Genomic DNA, 16,464 nt, shown 5'->3' with positions numbered 1-16,464 from the left:
CCCCGTTCAACGGGCCGCCGCGAAGCGCGCAGGTGCCACGCCGCCGTCGGCGATGTCCGCCAGGACCCGGCCGATCGCCGGGGTGAACTTGAAACCGTGCCCCGAGAAGCCGGCACCCACCACCAGCGGGCCGAAACCGTCCAGCACGAAGTCTTCGTCCGGGGTGGTGGTGTAGGTGCAGCTGATCGGCTCCGCCGATGAAGGGTCGACGCCGGGAAGCCACTCGCGCGCGTAGCGCACCAAAGCTTTAAGCTGGCGGGGTTCGGGCTGGAAGGTGCGCGCGTCGGGATCCATCACGGGGCCCACGCCGTGCCACCCGGCCTTGATGCCCTCGCCCGGCGTCACCATGCCATAGACCGGGCTGTACCAGTAGGCGTCCCGGGGGTCGTCCGGATCCGGGTTGTGGTTGAAGCTGGGCCACTCCAGCGAGTCGTCCAGCGGGGTGAAGTGGGCCGGCTGTTCCTGGGTGACAACCAGCGGCGGCAAGGGAGCGAGCCCTGCGAGGACCTTGCCGGACCAGGCCCCGGCCGTGACCACCACCCGGCGCGCCGTGTATTCCGTCTCGTCCGTCACCACCAGCACCGAATCGGCGCCGAGGACCCGGATGGCGCGCACCGGCGTCGAATACTGAAAGCGGGCTCCGCGGGATTCAGCCGCTTTCCGCAGCGCGACAAGTGCTTCCGCCGCACGTACCCGCCCGGAGCCGGGCACGAACAGGACGTCGCTGCGGAAGTTCATTCCCTGCCAGCGCCCGGCCGCCTCGGCGGCGGAGACGAAGTGGCTTTCGATGCCCCGTTCCTGGTGGGCTTCGTGGACGGTGCGGAGTTTGGCAACATTGCCGTGGTTGGCCAGTCCCACGAGGTCCAGGAGCGGCGTTCCGGTTTCCTCGGCCAGCTCGTCCCACAGCTTCCGGGACTCGGCGAGGAGGCTGAGGTAATCCGGCTCGGCGTAGGCGGTATTGAAGTTCCGGGTGGCGCCGTGCGAGGCACCGATCTTGTGGCCCTCCTCAAATTGCTCCAGGAGCACCACCGATTTGCCGCTCCGGGCCACCTGCCACGCGGCCGCCGAGCCCATTGCTCCGCCGCCCACTACCACTACGTCAACATTCATGCGCTCCATTCTGCCGGTTTCCTCCGGGGCTACGCGGCCAGCTTCCTGCGGATGAGGGCGGACAGCTGGTCGACGGCGATGATGAGCACCAGCACGATGACGATGTGCGTGAGCATCGAATCGAACCGGAAGGACTTGATGGACTGGTTGATCAGCAGGCCGATGCCGCCCGCACCCACGAGGCCCAGCACCAGGGAGGAGCGAACGTTCACGTCGAAGCGGTAGAGCAGCAGGCCCACGAACTGCGGAACCACCATGGGCAGGGTGGCATTCGCCAGCTGCTGGACCCGGTTGGCGCCGGCGGCACGCAAAGCCTCCTGCGGGCCACAGTCGGTCTCCTCCATGGCTTCGGCCCACAGTTTGCCCATCACCCCGGTGTTGTGGCAGATGAGCGCCAGCACGCCCGCGAAGGGACCCAGGCCCACAGCGGTCACGAAGATCAGCGCGAACACGATGTCCGGCACCGCACGGAAGAAGGACAGCACCGCGCGGGCGGCCTGGTAGACGGCCTGGTGTGGCGTGGTGGTCCGGGCGGCCAGGACTGCCAGCAACAGCGCGAAAGGCACCGAAAACGTGGTTCCCAGCAGGCCGATCCACAGCGTTACTAGCGTTGCTTCGAGACCTGGCCGCAGGGTCTTTTCCCAGTCCAGGTCCGGCGGGAAGGCGTCGGCCACGAAGGCGGCCATGCCCTTCCAGCCGTCCACCAGCAGGGCCGGCTGAAAGTCCGTCCCCTGGATGGCCAGTGCGTGAACGAGGACGACGGCGGCAGCCACTGCCGCCGTCGTGCTCCATCGCAGCGCCGGGCGCGGGCGTTTGGAGAGCGCCCGCGCGGACAGACCGGCGCTCATGCCGCCGCCACGCGGTCCGGCGCGTAGAGCGCGTCGAGCCTGGCCTGGGTGAGGCCGGGGGCCGGCAGGTCGAACGCCATGGTGCCATTGAGCAGGCCGATGCAGCGGTCCGCGTGCCGTAGCGCCAGGTCCGGCTGGTGCAGCACCGCGGCGACGGCGAGGTTTTCGGCATGGGCCAACTCGCGCAGCAAGGCCATCACCTGTTCGGCGGCGTGCGGGTCGAGCGCCGAAACCGGCTCGTCGGCAAGTACGACGTCGGCCCGCTGGCACAGCGCCCGGGCGACGGCCACGCGCTGCTGCTGTCCGCCGGAGAGGCGGCCGACGCGGTCGAAGGCGCGGTCCGCCAGTCCCACGCGTTCCAGGCAGTCGAGAGCCTCCTGCTGCACCGAACGGGGGAAGAACAGCGGCGAGAACGACTGAGCGGTCGGGATGCGGGCGAGGGCACCTGCGCAGACGTTGTCCAGAGCCGTGCGCCGGGGCACGAGGTGGATCTTCTGGAAGATCATGGCCGTGCGCTGCCGGGCCTGCTGGAGCTGCCGCCACGGCAGGCTGCCGAGTTCCTGGCCGTCGATGGTGATGCTTCCCGCGTCCGGTTGGGCGACGCCCATGATGCAGCGCAGGGTGGTGGACTTGCCGGATCCGTTGGCGCCGAGGAAGGCAACCAGCTCGCCGGCACGGACGTCGAAGTCCACGCCCTTGAGGACCTCGCGGCCGCCGAAGGACTTGGCCAGGCCGCGGACGGAGAGCAGCGGGGTGTGCACTACAGGTCCTTTTCGCTGAGGTTCATCGCCGTGGCGAGCTCGAAGAGGGGCCTGTAGCTTTCCTTGTCCACCGCGAGCAGCGGGCCGGGAGGGGTGACATCCAGGAACGAGCCCACCTTCGCCACGTCTCCGGGTTCCAGGCTGAGGAAGGCATCCTTGACTGCCTTCTTGAAGGCGGGGTCGGCGTCGCCGCGGACGGTGATGGGGTCGTTCGGGATGGGGTCCGAGCTCCACACCAGGCGGAAGTCAGCCTTCGTGAAGGTGCCTTCGGAGATGGCCGTCGCGAGGGTCTGGGAGTTGATTTCCGCGGCGTCCACTTTGCCGTTCTTGAGGGCAAGCAGGGCCTCCGGGTGGCCGCCGGTGTAGTCCATCTTGAGGTCCGCATCCGCGATGCCGGCTTCGCGCAGGGCGAAGCGGGGGAGCACATCCCCGGAGGTGGAACCGACGCTGCCCAAGGCCAGGGACTTGCCCTTGAGGTCCTCGATCTTCCGGATGTGGCTGTCCTTGGGAACCCAGATGCCGGCCGTGTAGCTGCTGAGTTTCTTGTCGGCGGTGCCGAAGGAGACCAGCGGCTCGGCCTTGGCTTTCACGTCGGCGAAGACGTAGCCGAGCGGGCCGAACTGGCCGAGATCGAGCTTGCCGTTGCGCATGGCCAGGACCTCGGCGGCGTAGTCCTCCACCACCTGCACCTTCACGGGGCAGTCGAGCTTCTTGGACAGGGCCGAGGCCAGGACATCGTAGGCCGGCTTGAGTTTTGCCGGGTCCTCGTAGGGTTCGATGCCGAACTTGATTTCGCCGCCCGGGCAGGTGGCGTTCTTGGCGTCTGCCGCGGACGGGTTTGCTGCGGACTGGTTTGCTGCGGACTGGGCGCTTCCGCCGCAGCCACTCAGGGCCAGTGCCGCGGTGACGGCGAGGACGGATACGGGGATGAGCTTCGTTTTCATGGGTTTCCTTTGGGAAGGGAGGGGATTCAGGAGGGGCGGGAAATGTTCTTGTGGGCCAGGCCGAAGGAGAGGGTCATGCCGACGCCGGAGGTTACGGAGACGACTGTGACGCCGGGCTGCACCTCGCGGACCAGGAGGGGAGCCACCTCGCTGGAGGCGTAGACGCCTTGCCAGCGCTCGATGACCTGCATGGGGAGTCCGATGGCGTCCGAGATCTCCCGGTTGAGGGTGCTGCTGACCTCTTCCGCCAGGAAGGGCGCCGCGGTCCGGTGGTAGTGGTGGGAGTCGCCCAGGATGAGCGTGCCGTCCGGGCGCTGGGTGAACATCACGTTCGCTCCGATGGCCAACAGCTCCGGACGGTCCGCCTGCATTTCGGCGCGCAGGGCCGCCGCCGAGGGCATGTCGGTGAAGGCCGGGTAGCGCAGCATGGAGGTCGCCGTCAGCACGGCCGGGCCGATTTCCAGCCCCACGGGCGGCTCGGCGCGGCTCATCTGCAGGGCGCAGCGCTCGATCCGGTGCTCTTCGGCCAGTTCCGGGAAGAGGTAGTCGACGTCGTGGCCGACGCACACGAAGACCTCCTTCCCGCGGAAGCTGCCGCGCGGGGTGCGGACCGTGGTGGCGCCGGGGCCTTCCTCGAAGCCGAGCGCCGCGGTGTTCCAATGGAGTTCGACGCCGGGCTGCCGGGCCAGCCAGTCCGCCAGGGCTGTGACCGTGGTGCGTGGGTCGACGCGCAGATCGTCCCGGAGGAACGCGCCGCCCAGCAGGCCGGGCCACGGAGCGGCCGGTGCATCGCCGCCGTCGGCAGGGCTTCCGGCGAGGCGGGCACGGGTCTCCTCGGGGGAGAGCAGCACCACCTGGCCCGGTTCGCGGCGTTCCGACAGTTCGCGGAGCACGGCGAGCTCGGCCTCGCTGCGGGCCAGCACCACCGCCCCGGACTCGAGGGCCTGGAAGCCGGCCCGCTCGGCGAATTGGAGCCAGTACTTGCGGGAGGTCCGGGCAAGTTCGTAGAGCCCGCCGGATTGCGCGGTGATGCAGCAGTGACCGAAGTTCCGGATGGAGGCGCCGACGGCGTGGTGGTCGCGTTCGAGGATGGTCACACTCAGGCCGTTGGCCACCGCGTGGGCAGCGTGGGCGAGGCCGACGATGCCGGCTCCGATGATCACCACATCGGCTGCCGGTGGCGTTGAAGAGGAAGACTCGGAATTCACGGTATTGACATTGGCGGGCCGCGGCGACTGATTTCAAGCTGAATCGGGACTTGTATATACAAATTAACCGAAACTTTCTTTTCGCCGAATCGAGTTCATGTGTTGTTCATCGAGGACGCCCGAATTGCGCATTTCCTGCCAATCCTGACTTGTATTATCAAGTGGCGTAAATGAACTCCTGAATGAATCCGAGGACCAATGATCAAGCTCGTAGCCTGCGACATGGCCGGAACCACCATTGACGAACACGGCGACGTCTACGCCGCCCTCGCCCGCAGCGTCGAAGAGACGGGCGCAAGCACCACGCCGGCGGCTGTCCAGGAATGGATGGGCGCGGACAAGGTCGAGGCGATCGCGGCCCTCATCGGCCTGGGCGGCGGAACGCCAAGCACGGAACGCGTCCAGGGTGCGTTCGTGCGTTTCAAGGAGATCCTGGCCGGGCTCTACACGGCCAGGCCGCCGGTAGCGCTCGACGGCGTGGAGGACGCCATCCGGGAGCTGCGCCGCCGCGGCATCAAGGTGGCCCTGACCACCGGTTTCTCGCGCGACGTCGCCGATCCGCTGCTGGCCGGACTTGGCTGGAAGCTGGCCGGAGCAGAGGGAACCAGCGACGCCGGTGACCCCGGCGCCGTGCTGCTGGACGCCGTCGTCTGCTCAGACGAGGTATCTGCCGGCCGCCCGGCACCGCACATGATCCACCGGGCAATGGAGCTGACCGGCGTGCTCGACGTCTGCGAGGTCCTTGCAGCGGGGGACACGGTGAACGACCTGCAGGCCGCGATGAACGCAGGGGTCACCGCCGTCGGCGTCCTCAGCGGAAAGCTCGGCCGGGGGGAACTGGGCGCCCACCCGCACCACCACCTCCTCGACGGCGTCAAGGACATTCCAGCGCTGCTGGCATAGATTTGGGTGCGTGAATTTCCTGAATCCTTCCGCCACTTCCATCTCGCGCGGAACCGCCCTGCTCCGGATCTGCGTCGGTGCGCTCCTGGCGCTGCACGGTGTCCAGAAGGTCCTGGCCGGGCAGGAAGCGTTCGAATCATCCATTGCCGCGATGGGGGTGCAGAAGGCGGAGCTGCTGTCCTGGCTGGTCATCGCCGGGGAGACCGGCCTGGGCGCGATGTTCCTGCTGGGCGCATTCACCCGGCTGGCCGGCTTCCTGGCGGCGGTAATGTTCGCGGCCATCTGGTTCGTCACCGAATCCGGCAAGCCCCTGTTTCCGGGGACGGGCGGAATCGCGGGCGAACTGCTCATTGTCTACGTCGTGGTGTCCCTGGCCTTTGTCTTCCTGGGCGGGGGCGCAGCCTCACTGGACCGGAAGATGTCCGGTGGGAAAAGGATCAAAGCGCGCCGGCGTTGACGTTCAGCATGGTGGCCCCGATATTGACAGGGACCGCTATCGGAGCCACCACCTGATCTCCGGACGGGACGCCACCCGCCGGATTTGTAGCCGTGGTTTCCGAAGCAGCTTTGCGGCTTGCGCAGCTTAATCTGACGCCCCCAGCCTCTGACTCAGATTCAACGGTTGCGTACATGGTAGGTCCGGGAAAATAACGGGTCCACAAAAAGCGGAATATCGACGCCAACTGTCACGCCGGGCATCGTGAATGACGGGAAGAGGACGCCGGTACGGAATCTTCCAAGGCCGTTTGACGCCCCTGTCACATGCCCTTGGGAAGATCGTTGGCGTAACGGATGCCCAGCTGGGAACGGACGCCGTCGAACAGGCGCATGGTGTCCAGCGAATCCTCCCACGGCATCACCGGGCTCTCGGTGAGCCCCTGCTGGATGCAGCGGGTCACCTCGCGCAGTTCGTAGCAGTACCCCACGCCCACGACGTCGAAGCGCTCCACCCGCGGCTCGTCCCACCCCGTGCGGATATGCAGTTCGCGCGGGTTGTTGATGGAACCGCGGGTCTGCAGGAAACCCTTGCTTCCGGCCACGGACGCGCAGCGCGGGCCGTGGGCGAGCAAGGAAGAGGTCAGTTGCGCGATGGCGCCGCTGTCATAGCCGAGGGTCAGCCCGTTCTGCGAATCCACGCCGTCGCCGTTCAGGGTGCCCACGGCGCTGACGGTCTGCGGCGCCCCCAATGTGCCCCACGCCCAGAGAAGCGGATAGACAGTCAGGTCCAGGAGGGCGCCGCCGCCGTCCGCCGGCGCCCAGATCCGCGCCGTGGGGTCGTAGGGTACCGGGAAGCCAAGATCCGCGCTGACCCACTTGATCTCGCCCAGTTCGCCGGACGCGGCAATCGCGAACGCCCGCTGCATGCTGGGCAGGAAACGGCTCCACATGGCTTCCATCAGGAAGAGCTTGCGCTTGCGCGCCAGCTCCACCAGCTCGGTGGCCTCGCGGGCATTGATGGTCAGCGCCTTTTCGCAGAGCACATGCTTGCCGGCCTCAAGCGCCGCCTTCGCCACCTGGTAGTGCTGCGCGTGCGGGGTGGCGACATAGACGACGTCCACCGCGTCGTCGGCGAGCAGCCGCTGGTAGCCGTGCAGGCCGCCGTCGTCCCCGTACGCCATCTTCGCCCCGTGCGCCGCGGCGAAGGCGTCCGCCGACTCCTGGCGGCGCGAACTGACCGCATACAGTTCGGCGTCTTCGAGCTGCAGCAGGTCCCCGGTGACGGTCTGCGCGATCCCGCCGGTGGCGACCACACCCCAGCGCAGGGTCTTTCCGGTGGCGGCCCGGGGGTCCTGGTTTTCCTGGCTGAACAGCCACGGCCTGGCGATGTGCTTGCTCATGGTGACCATCCTCTCACCCGGGACGCCGAGGAGTGGCGGTCAGTTTCCGGCCGTCACCTCTTCGCTCAGCTGGCCCTGCTGCAGCCGGAACCGGCGGTCCGCCTTCCGGGCCAGGCCGCGGTCGTGCGTGACCACCAGGATGGTGGTGTTGTGGTCGCGGCTCAGCGAGCTCAGCAGCTCGATGATGTGATCGCCGGTCTGCTCGTCCAGGTTCCCGGTGGGCTCGTCGGCCAGGATCAGCTTGGGCTCGTTGGCCAGCGCGCGGGCGATCGCCACGCGCTGCTGTTCGCCGCCGGAGAGGCGATTGGTCCGGCGCGATTGCTTCTCCGGATCCAGCTGCACCTGCTCCAGCAGTTCCTTGGCGCGTTGGACCCGCGCAGACTTCCGGACGCCCGCGAACTCCATCGGCAGCATCACGTTGTCCACGGCGCTGAGGTTGGGGATCAGGTTGAACTGCTGGAAGACGAAGCCGATGTCCCGGCGCCGGTACTCGGTCAGCTTGCCGTCCGGGAGGCCGGCCAGGCTCACGCCATCCACGACGACGTCTCCGCTGGTGGGCTTGTCCAGCGCGCCCAGGAGGGACAACAGTGTGCTCTTGCCGCTGCCGCTCTTGCCCACGATGGACGCCAGCGATCCTTTTCCGAGTTCGAAACTGACGCCGTTGACCGGTTTGATGGTGCGGTCGCCGGATTTGAACTGGCGGACCAGGTCCTTGACTTCAATCATGGCTATTCTCCTCGGAGGACTTCGATGGGACGGATGCGGGCCGTGAGCAGGGCCGGGACGAGGGAGCCGATGATGGCGACCACGAAGACAGCTGCGATGCCGGCTGCGATCACGCCGGGGGAGGCGGTCGCCGTGACCGAACTGAGCAGCTGGGACGCGCCCCCGAAAGGTCCGCCCTGCCCGCCGAAGCCGCCGCCGAAGCCGCCGGGCCCGCGCTGGGCAGCGGCTGCTCCGGTGGTGCTGTTGGAACTGATCAGCGCCGAGGCGATGCTTCCGCTGGCGAACGACGCAACCGCCGCACCGACGACGCTGCCGAGTGCCACCAGGACAAGGGCTTCGAGGACGAACTGCAGGCCGATGGTGCGGTTGCGCGCCCCGATGGCTTTCAGGACGCCGATTTCGCGGCGGCGCTCGCGGACCAGCAGGACCATGATGAGCAGGATGATGAGTCCCGCCGTGGCCAGGGCCGCGATGAAGGCGACGAGGGAGATTCCCTTGACGCTGTCCAGGGAGCTGACCGCGGTTTGGAGGTTGCGCTGACCCTGCGTGACGTCGGCCTTGCCGGAGCCGAGAGCCGACTGGAGCGCGGTCTTCGTGGTGTCCACGTTTTCCATGCTGTTGACGGTGACCACCATGCTGGAGAGTTCACCGGGGGTTTCGGCGAGGGCCTGGGCTTCGGGCAGCGTCAGGTAGACGGCGTTGTTGCCGAAGGTGGTGCCGGCGTCGAAAATACCCGCGACGGTGAAGGTCTTGCCGGCGATGGTGAACGTGGAGCCGGCCTTCAGCTTGTTCTTCTCCGCGAGGGTGGTTCCCACGAGGGCCTTGGTGCTTGCCGCGGAGTAGTTGCCCAGGCCGGTGCCGCTGGTGATGTCCAGGGCCTTGCCGGCGCTGTCCACCTCGGCGGCGATGCCGGTGGCGGTGATGGGCAGGGTAAACGTGCGTGTTTGCGTTGTGCCGTTGCTGGTGCCGGTGCCTGTTCCGTTGCTGGTGCTGCCTCCGTTGTTGCGGTTGCCGAGGGTCCCGGCGTCGACGGCGGCTGCCAGGCTGGTGGTGACGCTCGCCGCCTGCCCGCCGGGTCCGCCCGCACCGGGCTGGGCGGCGCCGGCGGCAGCGTTGGCGGTGTCCGCCGTCGTGGTTTCGGTGCGCAGCCGCAGCGCCTTGGTTCCCACCACGGACGTGACGTTGGGGACTGCGGCTGCGGTAGCGGTTTCGGCCGCTGTGAGGGGCTCGCCGCCGCCTTCGAAGCCCTGCCCGCCGGCCGGGTTGACCGTGAGGACGGTGCCAACGGACGCGTTCAGCTCCTCGACTTTGGCTCCCACGGCCTGGTTGGCGACGAGCATGGACAGGGCCAGCCCGATGGCGACGGCCAGCACCGCCACCACGGCTGCCGTCCTGATTTTGTTGCGGAAGGCATTGCCGACGCTGCGGGCAAGGACGCTCACGGTTCTCCTAGGGATCTGTTGCCGGCCGGAAGCGCCGGCGTCGGATCCAACATTTCCGTCCCCGCCTGTGCGGATAACTGCACGAAGCTATGTTTGCGCTGTGAAGCCCACGTCGAAGCCTTAAACGAGTGATGCCCGGCCCCCTTGGGGACCGGGCATCTCCTGGCAAAGGTGCTACTTGGTGATCGGGCCGAGCACCGGATCGTCAACGTAGGCGGTCTTGACGTTTTCCTTGGTCACGATGACCGGAGGAAGCAGGTACGCCGGGACGCGCTTGAACTCGTTCTTGTAGTTGCGGTTGTCGTTGATCTCCAGCGCGACTCCCTGCTGCAGGTCCTTGACCATAGTGATCGCGTGCTCAACCAGCTTGCGGGTGTCCTTGTTGATGGTGGAGTACTGCTTCCCTGCCATGATCGACTTCACGGATTCCTGCTCGGAGTCCTGGCCGGTGACGATGGGGAGGGGGCTCATGGTCTTCGCCGATTCGAGGATGGCCCGGGCCAGGGTGTCGTTCGGGGAGAGCACGCCGTCCAGCGTGGTGGAGGCGTAGCTTCCGGAGAGCAGGGCGTCCATGCGGCGCTGGGCGTTTTCCGGCTTCCAGTCCTGGGTCACGGCCTTCTGGAAGTCGGCCTGGCCAGAGACCACCTTGAGCGTGCCGTCGTCGATCTTGGGCTTGAGGACACTCATGGCGCCGTCGAAGAAGACCTTCGAGTTGGCATCATCCGGGGAACCGGCGAAAAGCTCGATGTTGTAGGGTCCGTTGGGCTTCCTGGCCTTGAGGCCGTTCAGGAGGGCCTGGCCCTGCAGCTCGCCGACTTTGAAGTTGTCGTAGGCCACGTAGTAGTCCACGGCCTTGGTGTTGGTGAGCATGCGGTCGTAGGCGATAATGACGGCGCCGGCATCCTTGGCCTGCTGCAGCTGGGTTCCCAGCTGGGCTCCGTCCACGGCACCGACAATGATCACCTTGGCGCCGGAAGTGATCATGGTGGAGATCTGGTTCTGCTGCTCGGAAACGCCGTTGTTGGCGAACTGCACGTTCGGCTTGAAGCCGGCCTTGGACAGGCCGTCGTTGAACAGCTTTTCTGCGAGGGTCCAGTTTTCGGAGGTCTTCTTGGGGAGGGCGACGCCGATCACCGAGTCCTGCGGGAAGCCACTGAGGGTGGCTCCCGCCTTGGCTACCTGGGAGTCGGAGTCGGAACGGCCGCAGGCGGTGAGGGAGAGCGTTGCTACTGCCGCGAGGACGGTCAGGGTCTTTGCGATTTTACGCATGGTTGATTCTCTTTCTGTGTCCAATGGCGCCGTGCCAGCCTTTTCCGGTGACACCGGTTGGCGCCGTCGCGGGTTTACTTGGCGGGTTCCGCCGGCTCGGGGGTAGCGATGACGTCGCGGGTCTTTGTGGTTTCGTCCGCCGTAATGACGGGCTGGTTGCTCCTGAGGCCGTTCATCAGCATCCCGATGATCGAGCGCCGGCCCTGGCTCTTGTTGTAGACGTCAATGGCGACGGCGACCAGCAGGACGAGGCCCTTGATGATGGACTGCATGTCGGCACCGACGCTCAGCAACTGCAGGCCGTTGTTCAGGACCGCCATGACCAGACCACCGACGATCGAGCCGATGACCGTACCAACGCCACCGGAGACCGCCGCGCCGCCGATGAAGACTGCCGCGATTGCGTCAAGTTCCCAGCCCACGCCGTCGGCCGGGCCGGAGCTGGTGGAGCGGGCCACGAACATCATGCCGGCCAGGGAAGCCATGATGGACATGTTCATCATGACCAGGAAGTTGATCTTCTTGGACCGCACGCCGGAAAGCTCTGCGGCGTGCCGGTTGCCGCCCACCGCGTAGACGTGGCGGCCGAGGACCGTCTTGGTGGTGATGAAGGCATACAGGGCCACCAGGCCCACCAGGATCAGGCCCGAGACCGGGAAGGACGTGCCGTAGCGGCCCGTGGAGAACAGCCAGGTCACGTACAGGACAGCTGCGGCGAGCAGGCCGAGCCGCACCAGGGGAACCCACAAGGGATCGGGGGTGCTGCCGGTCTTGGCCTCGAGGCGGCGCCGGCGGAATTCCAGGTAGACGACGCCCACGATGAGCAGGACGCCAAGGATGACCGTGGGCCAGTTGTAGCGGGCGAAGTCGCCGATTTCCGGCAGGAAGCCGGCGCCCATGGAACGGAATTCGTCCGGCACGGGAACCGTGAGGGACTTGCCGACGAACTGGTTGATGCCGCGGAACAGCAGCATGCCCGCCAGGGTCACGATGAAGGCCGGGATGCCGACGTAGGCCACCCAGAATCCCTGCCAGGAGCCGATGACCGCGCCCAGGACAATGCCCAGGACGATGCCCAGGTACCAGGGGATGCCCCAGTCCCGCATGGCGATGGCGACGACGATGCCGACGGCGGCCGCGACCGAGCCGACGGAGAGGTCGATGTGGCCGGCGATGATGACCATGACCATGCCGATCGCAAGCACCAGGATGTAGGAGTTGCCGTTGAACAGGTTGATCATGTTCGTGGGGGTCAGGACCTTGCCGCTGGTGAACAGCTGGAAGAACAGGACCAGGGCCACGAGGGCAATGATCATGCCGAACTGCCGGGTGTCACCGCCGAAGATCCTCTTGAGTGCATTCATATGGGTTTCCGTCCTTGCAGGCTATGCGGTCAGAGTCTGGGCGGCGGCACCGTTGCCGGGTCGCGCCGCGGAGGTCATGAGTTTCATCAGGCTTTCCTGGGTGGCGTCCTTCTTGTCCAGCACGCCGGTGATGGCTCCTTCGAAGATCGTGTAGATCCTGTCGGACAGTCCCAGGAGCTCGGGCAGTTCCGAAGAGATCACGATCACGCCCTTGCCCTGGTTGGCCAGCTCCTGGATGATTCCGTAGATCTCGTACTTCGCCCCGACGTCGATGCCGCGGGTGGGTTCGTCCAGGATCAGGATGTCCGGGTCGGTGAACATCCATTTGGCGAGCACCACCTTCTGCTGGTTCCCGCCGGAGAGCTTGGCCACGCCTTCGTTCACGCTCGGAGCCTTGGTCCGGAGGCTCTTGCGGTAGCCCTCGGCGATGGTGAATTCCTTGCGTTCGTCCACCACGAAGCCCTTGGTGATGGCCTTGAGGTTGGCGGAGACGGTGGTGGTCTTGATGTCGTCCAGCAGGTTCAGGCCCAGGACCTTGCGATCTTCAGTGACGTAGGCGAGGCCGGCGCCGATGGCCTGGGAAACGTTCCTGACGTGGAGTTCCTTGCCGTTCTTATAGATGCTGCCGGAAATGTAGTTGCCGTAGGAGCGGCCGAAGACGCTCCGTGCCAGTTCCGTGCGCCCGGCACCCATCAGGCCTGCGAAGCCGACGATTTCGCCGCGCCGCACGGTGAAATTGGACTTCTTGCAGACCAGCCGGTCCGGCACCTGCGGGTGTCCCACGGTCCAGTCCTTGACCTCGAAGAATACCTCGCCGATATCCGGCGTGTGGTCCGGGAAACGGGATTCCAAGGAGCGGCCCACCATGCCCTTGATGATCCGGTCCTCGTCCACGCCGTCGCCCTTGACGTCCAGGGTCTCAATCGACTTCCCGTCCCGGATGATCGTGATGGAGTCGGCGATCTGTTCGATCTCGTTGAGCTTGTGCGAAATGATGATCGAGGTGATCCCCTTGCCCTTGAGGCCCAGGATGAGGTCCAGGAGGTGCTGGGAATCGGATTCGTTGAGGGCCGCGGTGGGCTCGTCCAGGATGAGCAGCTTGACCGACTTGTTCAGGGCCTTGGCGATTTCGACGAGCTGCTGCTTGCCGACGCCGATCTCCTTGACGGGGGTGTCCGGGTTTTCGCGCAGCCCCACGCGGGCCAGCAGTTCGATCGAACGACGGCGGGCTTCCGCCCAGTCGATCACGCCCCGCTTGGTGGGTTCGTTGCCCAGGAAGATGTTCTCCGTGATGGAGAGCTCGGGGATGAGTGCCAGTTCCTGGTGGATGATCACGATGCCCGCGTGTTCGCTGGCGCGGATGTCCTTGAACTCCTGCACCTCGGCCTGGTAGACGATGTCCCCCTTGTAGCTGCCGTGGGGGTAGACGCCCGAGAGGACTTTCATGAGGGTGGATTTGCCGGCGCCGTTCTCGCCGCAGATCGCGTGTACTTCGCCGGCCTTGACCCGGAGGTTCACTTCCGACAGGGCCTTCACCCCGGGGAACTCCTTGGTGATGGACCGCATTTCCAAGATCAGCGGATCCTTGTGCGTTGTGGGTGTCGTCATAGGCCCTACGCCTCCAATGCATGACGTCGTTGTCTCCCGGAAGGAATCCGGGGCTGTCTGAGGAAAAAGTAAACTGGATCACCGGTCTTGTCGTCAAGAGTTGAACGCAAGACTTTTTCGGGGACGGTGACGGTCGCGTCGGTTTCCGGTCGTCAGCCGGTGCTGATCCCCGCGTGCTGGAATACGAGGGCGGCCGCGCCAAGGGCCTCTGCGCGCGCCCCGAGGGAGGACATGGTCAGCCGGGTGGTTTCGCTGACAACGGGCACCGCATGGCGGACCAGACCGCGGCGGATCGGGCCGAGCAGGGTTTCGCCGAGCCCGGCCAGCGGGCCGCCCACCACGATCACCTCCGGCCCGATCAGGTTGGCCACATTTCCCAGAGCGCGGCCGACGGCGAGGCCGGCGTCGTCGATCACGCGCAGGGTTGCGGGATCCTTGGCCAGGGCGTTGCGCACGATGTCTTCCGGTTCGAGGCTCATGCCTGTGCTCTTGCTGAGGAGCTCGATCATGGTGCTTGTGGAAGCCACGGTTTCCAGGCAGCCGCGGTTCCCGCATCGGCAGATGGCGCCGTATTCGTGGATGGTGGCGTGGCCGATTTCACCGGTGATTCCCACGGCCCCGTAGTAGGGCGCACCGTTGACGATCAGCCCCGCGCCGATGCCGGAGCCGACCTTCAGGAACATGAGCTCGCCCACCCCGTTGTGCGGCCCCCAGGTGACTTCGGACAGGGCGCCGAGATTGGCGTCGTTGTCAACGTACACGGGCATTTCCAGGGCCCGTTCAAGGCGCTCGAGGATGTGGAATCCGACCCATTCGGGCAGGATCGCACCCTGTGCCACGGTTCCGCTGCGGCGGTCGATGGGCCCGGCAATGCCGGCCCCCGCGCCCACCACCGCACGGCGTTCGACGCCGTTTTCGTTGAGCAGCTTTTCCAGGAGTTCGACGGCGGCCGCGATGCCTTCCTCCGCGTGGTGGCCCAAGGGGAGGGTGACGGTTTCCTCTGCGATCACCTGGTATCCCAGTGAAGCGAGGACGACGCGGAGGTGGCGGCGGCCGAAGTCGATTCCGACGGCGACCGCGCCGCGGCTGTTCAGCCGCACGCTCAGTGCCCGGCGCCCCGAGCTGGTCACCGGTTCCGTGGAAACGAGCCCGGCCCCCTGCATGATCTTCACGATGTTGGACACCGTGGCCGTGGAGAGGCCGGTCTGCCGGGAAAGCTCGGCCTGGGTGGCCGGTCCGCTGAGCAGGCATTCGATGAGGCGCTGCTGGTTGAGGTGGCGCAGCGCCGATTGGGACCCGGGGGCGGATTGCGAGCCGGGGGTCTTGTGGGGGCTCGTTGCCGAGCGCGTCGTTGCGGGCATTTAAGAAGCCTGCACCAAGGCACATTTGTAGTCAAGAAGTTAACACAAGCGAACGCGATGCGACCCTGGTGCGACCAACCAGGGTGCGGCCCGAGGCGAGGCCCCGGACGCTCGTCCGGACGATGCCAAGAAGTAGTGCGTTCCATCCCGAAATGGGTCGGCTTGGGTCCAATCGTCCGAAAGGTACAGGGGCGGTGATGCGTATCGTGGGAGCACAACCGAGAGCCATTGAAGGGGTAATGATGCTGCTGGCCGTGCTGCAGGCAAACGCTGCTGTCCTGGACGTCGAAGCGAACCTGGCGGCCATCGATGATGCGGCCGGCCGGGCTGCCGCGGCCGGTGCCTCCTTGCTGCTTACCCCCGAACTTTTCCCCGTGGGCTACGCGCCCCTGCGTATCGACGCGGAATTCGACTACGCGGCACTGCCGGAACTCCGGGAGCGCCTCGCCGGGACTGCGCGCCGGCACGGGATCGGCCTCGTGTACAGCCTGCCCGCGCGCGACGGCCGGGGCGGAAGCCGGATCACCGCCACCCTGCTGGACCGTACCGGCGCAACCCTGCTCGACTACGGCAAGGTCCACCTCTTCGGTGCGGACGAGCGCAAGGCATTCAGCCCGGCGTCGGAGGCCCCCGCCGTCGTCGACTTTGAGGGAATGCGGACCTCCCTGCTGATCTGCTACGACGTCGAATTCCCGGAGGCCGTGCGCGCGGCCGCGGTCCGCGGTGCCGAACTGCTCTTGGTGCCGACGGCGCTGTCCGCCGGGTTCGACGCCGTCCCGCAGGTGCTGATCCGGGCCCGGGCCCTCGAGAGCCAGCTCACCGTGGCGTACGCCAATCACAGCGGACACGAGGATGGCTGCGATTTCGCGGGCGGCAGCGTGGTGGCAGGGCCCGACGGTGCGCTGCTGGCCGCGGCCGGCGATGGACCTGCGCTGCTGTTCGCCGAAGTGTCCGCGGAAGATGCCCGGGCCGCGCGGGAGAAAGTGCCGTACCTGCGCGAACGGCGTCCCGCCGTGTATCGGGAATGGGAAGCCTGACGACCCGCTAACGGGAGGCCATGGACCGCCGCTGCGGCCGCTGGT

Annotated in this window: 15 protein-coding genes; 3 read left to right on the top strand and 12 right to left on the bottom strand. The window is 66.6% G+C overall.

Annotated elements, in window-relative coordinates:
- Positions 1–6: 6 nt before the first annotated feature.
- From ACNQPB_RS12210 to ACNQPB_RS12190, 5 genes are read right to left on the bottom strand one after another with little or no spacing between them, the layout of a single operon-like run.
- Complete coding sequence (locus ACNQPB_RS12210; protein ID WP_498752010.1) at positions 7–1,110, bottom strand: FAD-dependent oxidoreductase; 1,104 nt, start codon at positions 1,108–1,110, stop codon at positions 7–9.
- 29 nt (positions 1,111–1,139) lie between these two features.
- On the bottom strand, positions 1,140–1,958 hold the full coding sequence (phnE, locus tag ACNQPB_RS12205) for a phosphonate ABC transporter, permease protein PhnE (protein ID WP_498752009.1): 819 nt from the start codon (positions 1,956–1,958) through the stop codon (positions 1,140–1,142).
- Positions 1,955–2,719, bottom strand: coding sequence for a phosphonate ABC transporter ATP-binding protein (locus tag ACNQPB_RS12200; RefSeq protein ID WP_498752007.1), 765 nt, complete (start codon positions 2,717–2,719; stop codon positions 1,955–1,957). Before ACNQPB_RS12200 ends, phnE begins: the two co-directional genes overlap by 4 nt.
- Positions 2,719–3,663, bottom strand: coding sequence for a phosphate/phosphite/phosphonate ABC transporter substrate-binding protein (locus tag ACNQPB_RS12195; RefSeq protein ID WP_498752005.1), 945 nt, complete (start codon positions 3,661–3,663; stop codon positions 2,719–2,721). Before ACNQPB_RS12195 ends, ACNQPB_RS12200 begins: the two co-directional genes overlap by 1 nt.
- Positions 3,664–3,689: 26 nt before the next feature.
- A complete protein-coding gene (locus ACNQPB_RS12190) occupies positions 3,690–4,871 on the bottom strand; it encodes a TIGR03364 family FAD-dependent oxidoreductase (RefSeq protein WP_498752003.1) in 1,182 nt (393 codons plus the stop codon).
- 198 nt (positions 4,872–5,069) lie between these two features.
- On the opposite strand from ACNQPB_RS12190, the gene ACNQPB_RS12185 reads away from it, so the two are divergent.
- Positions 5,070–5,774, top strand: a complete 705-nt coding sequence (locus tag ACNQPB_RS12185; protein ID WP_498752001.1) for a phosphonatase-like hydrolase — start codon at positions 5,070–5,072, stop codon at positions 5,772–5,774.
- Positions 5,775–5,784: 10 nt separating this feature from the next.
- On the top strand, positions 5,785–6,231 hold the full coding sequence (locus ACNQPB_RS12180) for a DoxX family protein (RefSeq protein WP_498752000.1): 447 nt from the start codon (positions 5,785–5,787) through the stop codon (positions 6,229–6,231).
- 301 nt (positions 6,232–6,532) lie between these two features.
- Here ACNQPB_RS12180 and ACNQPB_RS12175 read toward each other — a convergent pair whose 3' ends face one another.
- The 7 genes from ACNQPB_RS12175 to ACNQPB_RS12145 form a co-directional block, all read right to left on the bottom strand.
- Positions 6,533–7,612 (bottom strand): Gfo/Idh/MocA family protein, encoded by a 1,080-nt coding sequence (locus ACNQPB_RS12175; RefSeq protein ID WP_498751998.1) that lies wholly within the window; start codon positions 7,610–7,612, stop codon positions 6,533–6,535.
- A gap of 39 nt (positions 7,613–7,651) precedes the next feature.
- Positions 7,652–8,338, bottom strand: coding sequence for an ABC transporter ATP-binding protein (locus tag ACNQPB_RS12170; RefSeq protein ID WP_498751996.1), 687 nt, complete (start codon positions 8,336–8,338; stop codon positions 7,652–7,654).
- 2 nt (positions 8,339–8,340) lie between these two features.
- The gene (locus ACNQPB_RS12165; protein ID WP_498751995.1) at positions 8,341–9,780 is read right to left on the bottom strand and encodes an ABC transporter permease; all 1,440 of its coding nucleotides are present in this window, start codon (positions 9,778–9,780) and stop codon (positions 8,341–8,343) included.
- A 174-nt stretch (positions 9,781–9,954) separates the two neighbouring features.
- On the bottom strand, positions 9,955–11,049 hold the full coding sequence (locus ACNQPB_RS12160; protein WP_498751993.1) for a substrate-binding domain-containing protein: 1,095 nt from the start codon (positions 11,047–11,049) through the stop codon (positions 9,955–9,957).
- A 74-nt stretch (positions 11,050–11,123) separates the two neighbouring features.
- Positions 11,124–12,413: a multiple monosaccharide ABC transporter permease gene (mmsB, locus tag ACNQPB_RS12155; RefSeq protein WP_498751991.1), complete on the bottom strand. Its 1,290-nt coding sequence runs from the start codon at positions 12,411–12,413 to the stop codon at positions 11,124–11,126.
- A gap of 21 nt (positions 12,414–12,434) precedes the next feature.
- Entirely contained in the window at positions 12,435–14,021 is a 1,587-nt protein-coding gene (gene mmsA, locus ACNQPB_RS12150) for a multiple monosaccharide ABC transporter ATP-binding protein (protein ID WP_498751990.1), read from the bottom strand.
- A gap of 152 nt (positions 14,022–14,173) precedes the next feature.
- Complete coding sequence (locus ACNQPB_RS12145) at positions 14,174–15,382, bottom strand: ROK family transcriptional regulator (protein ID WP_498751989.1); 1,209 nt, start codon at positions 15,380–15,382, stop codon at positions 14,174–14,176.
- A 239-nt stretch (positions 15,383–15,621) separates the two neighbouring features.
- Between ACNQPB_RS12145 and ACNQPB_RS12140 the strand changes: the two genes are divergently transcribed.
- Positions 15,622–16,419: a nitrilase-related carbon-nitrogen hydrolase gene (locus ACNQPB_RS12140; protein ID WP_498751987.1), complete on the top strand. Its 798-nt coding sequence runs from the start codon at positions 15,622–15,624 to the stop codon at positions 16,417–16,419.
- The last annotated feature ends 45 nt before the right edge of the window (positions 16,420–16,464 follow it).

The organism is Curtobacterium sp. LFS079 (assembly GCF_047977865.1).
Lineage (GTDB): Bacteria > Actinomycetota > Actinomycetes > Actinomycetales > Micrococcaceae > Arthrobacter.
Note: the sequence above shows the minus strand (reverse complement) of the source record. Positions and strands in the feature narration are given on the sequence as shown.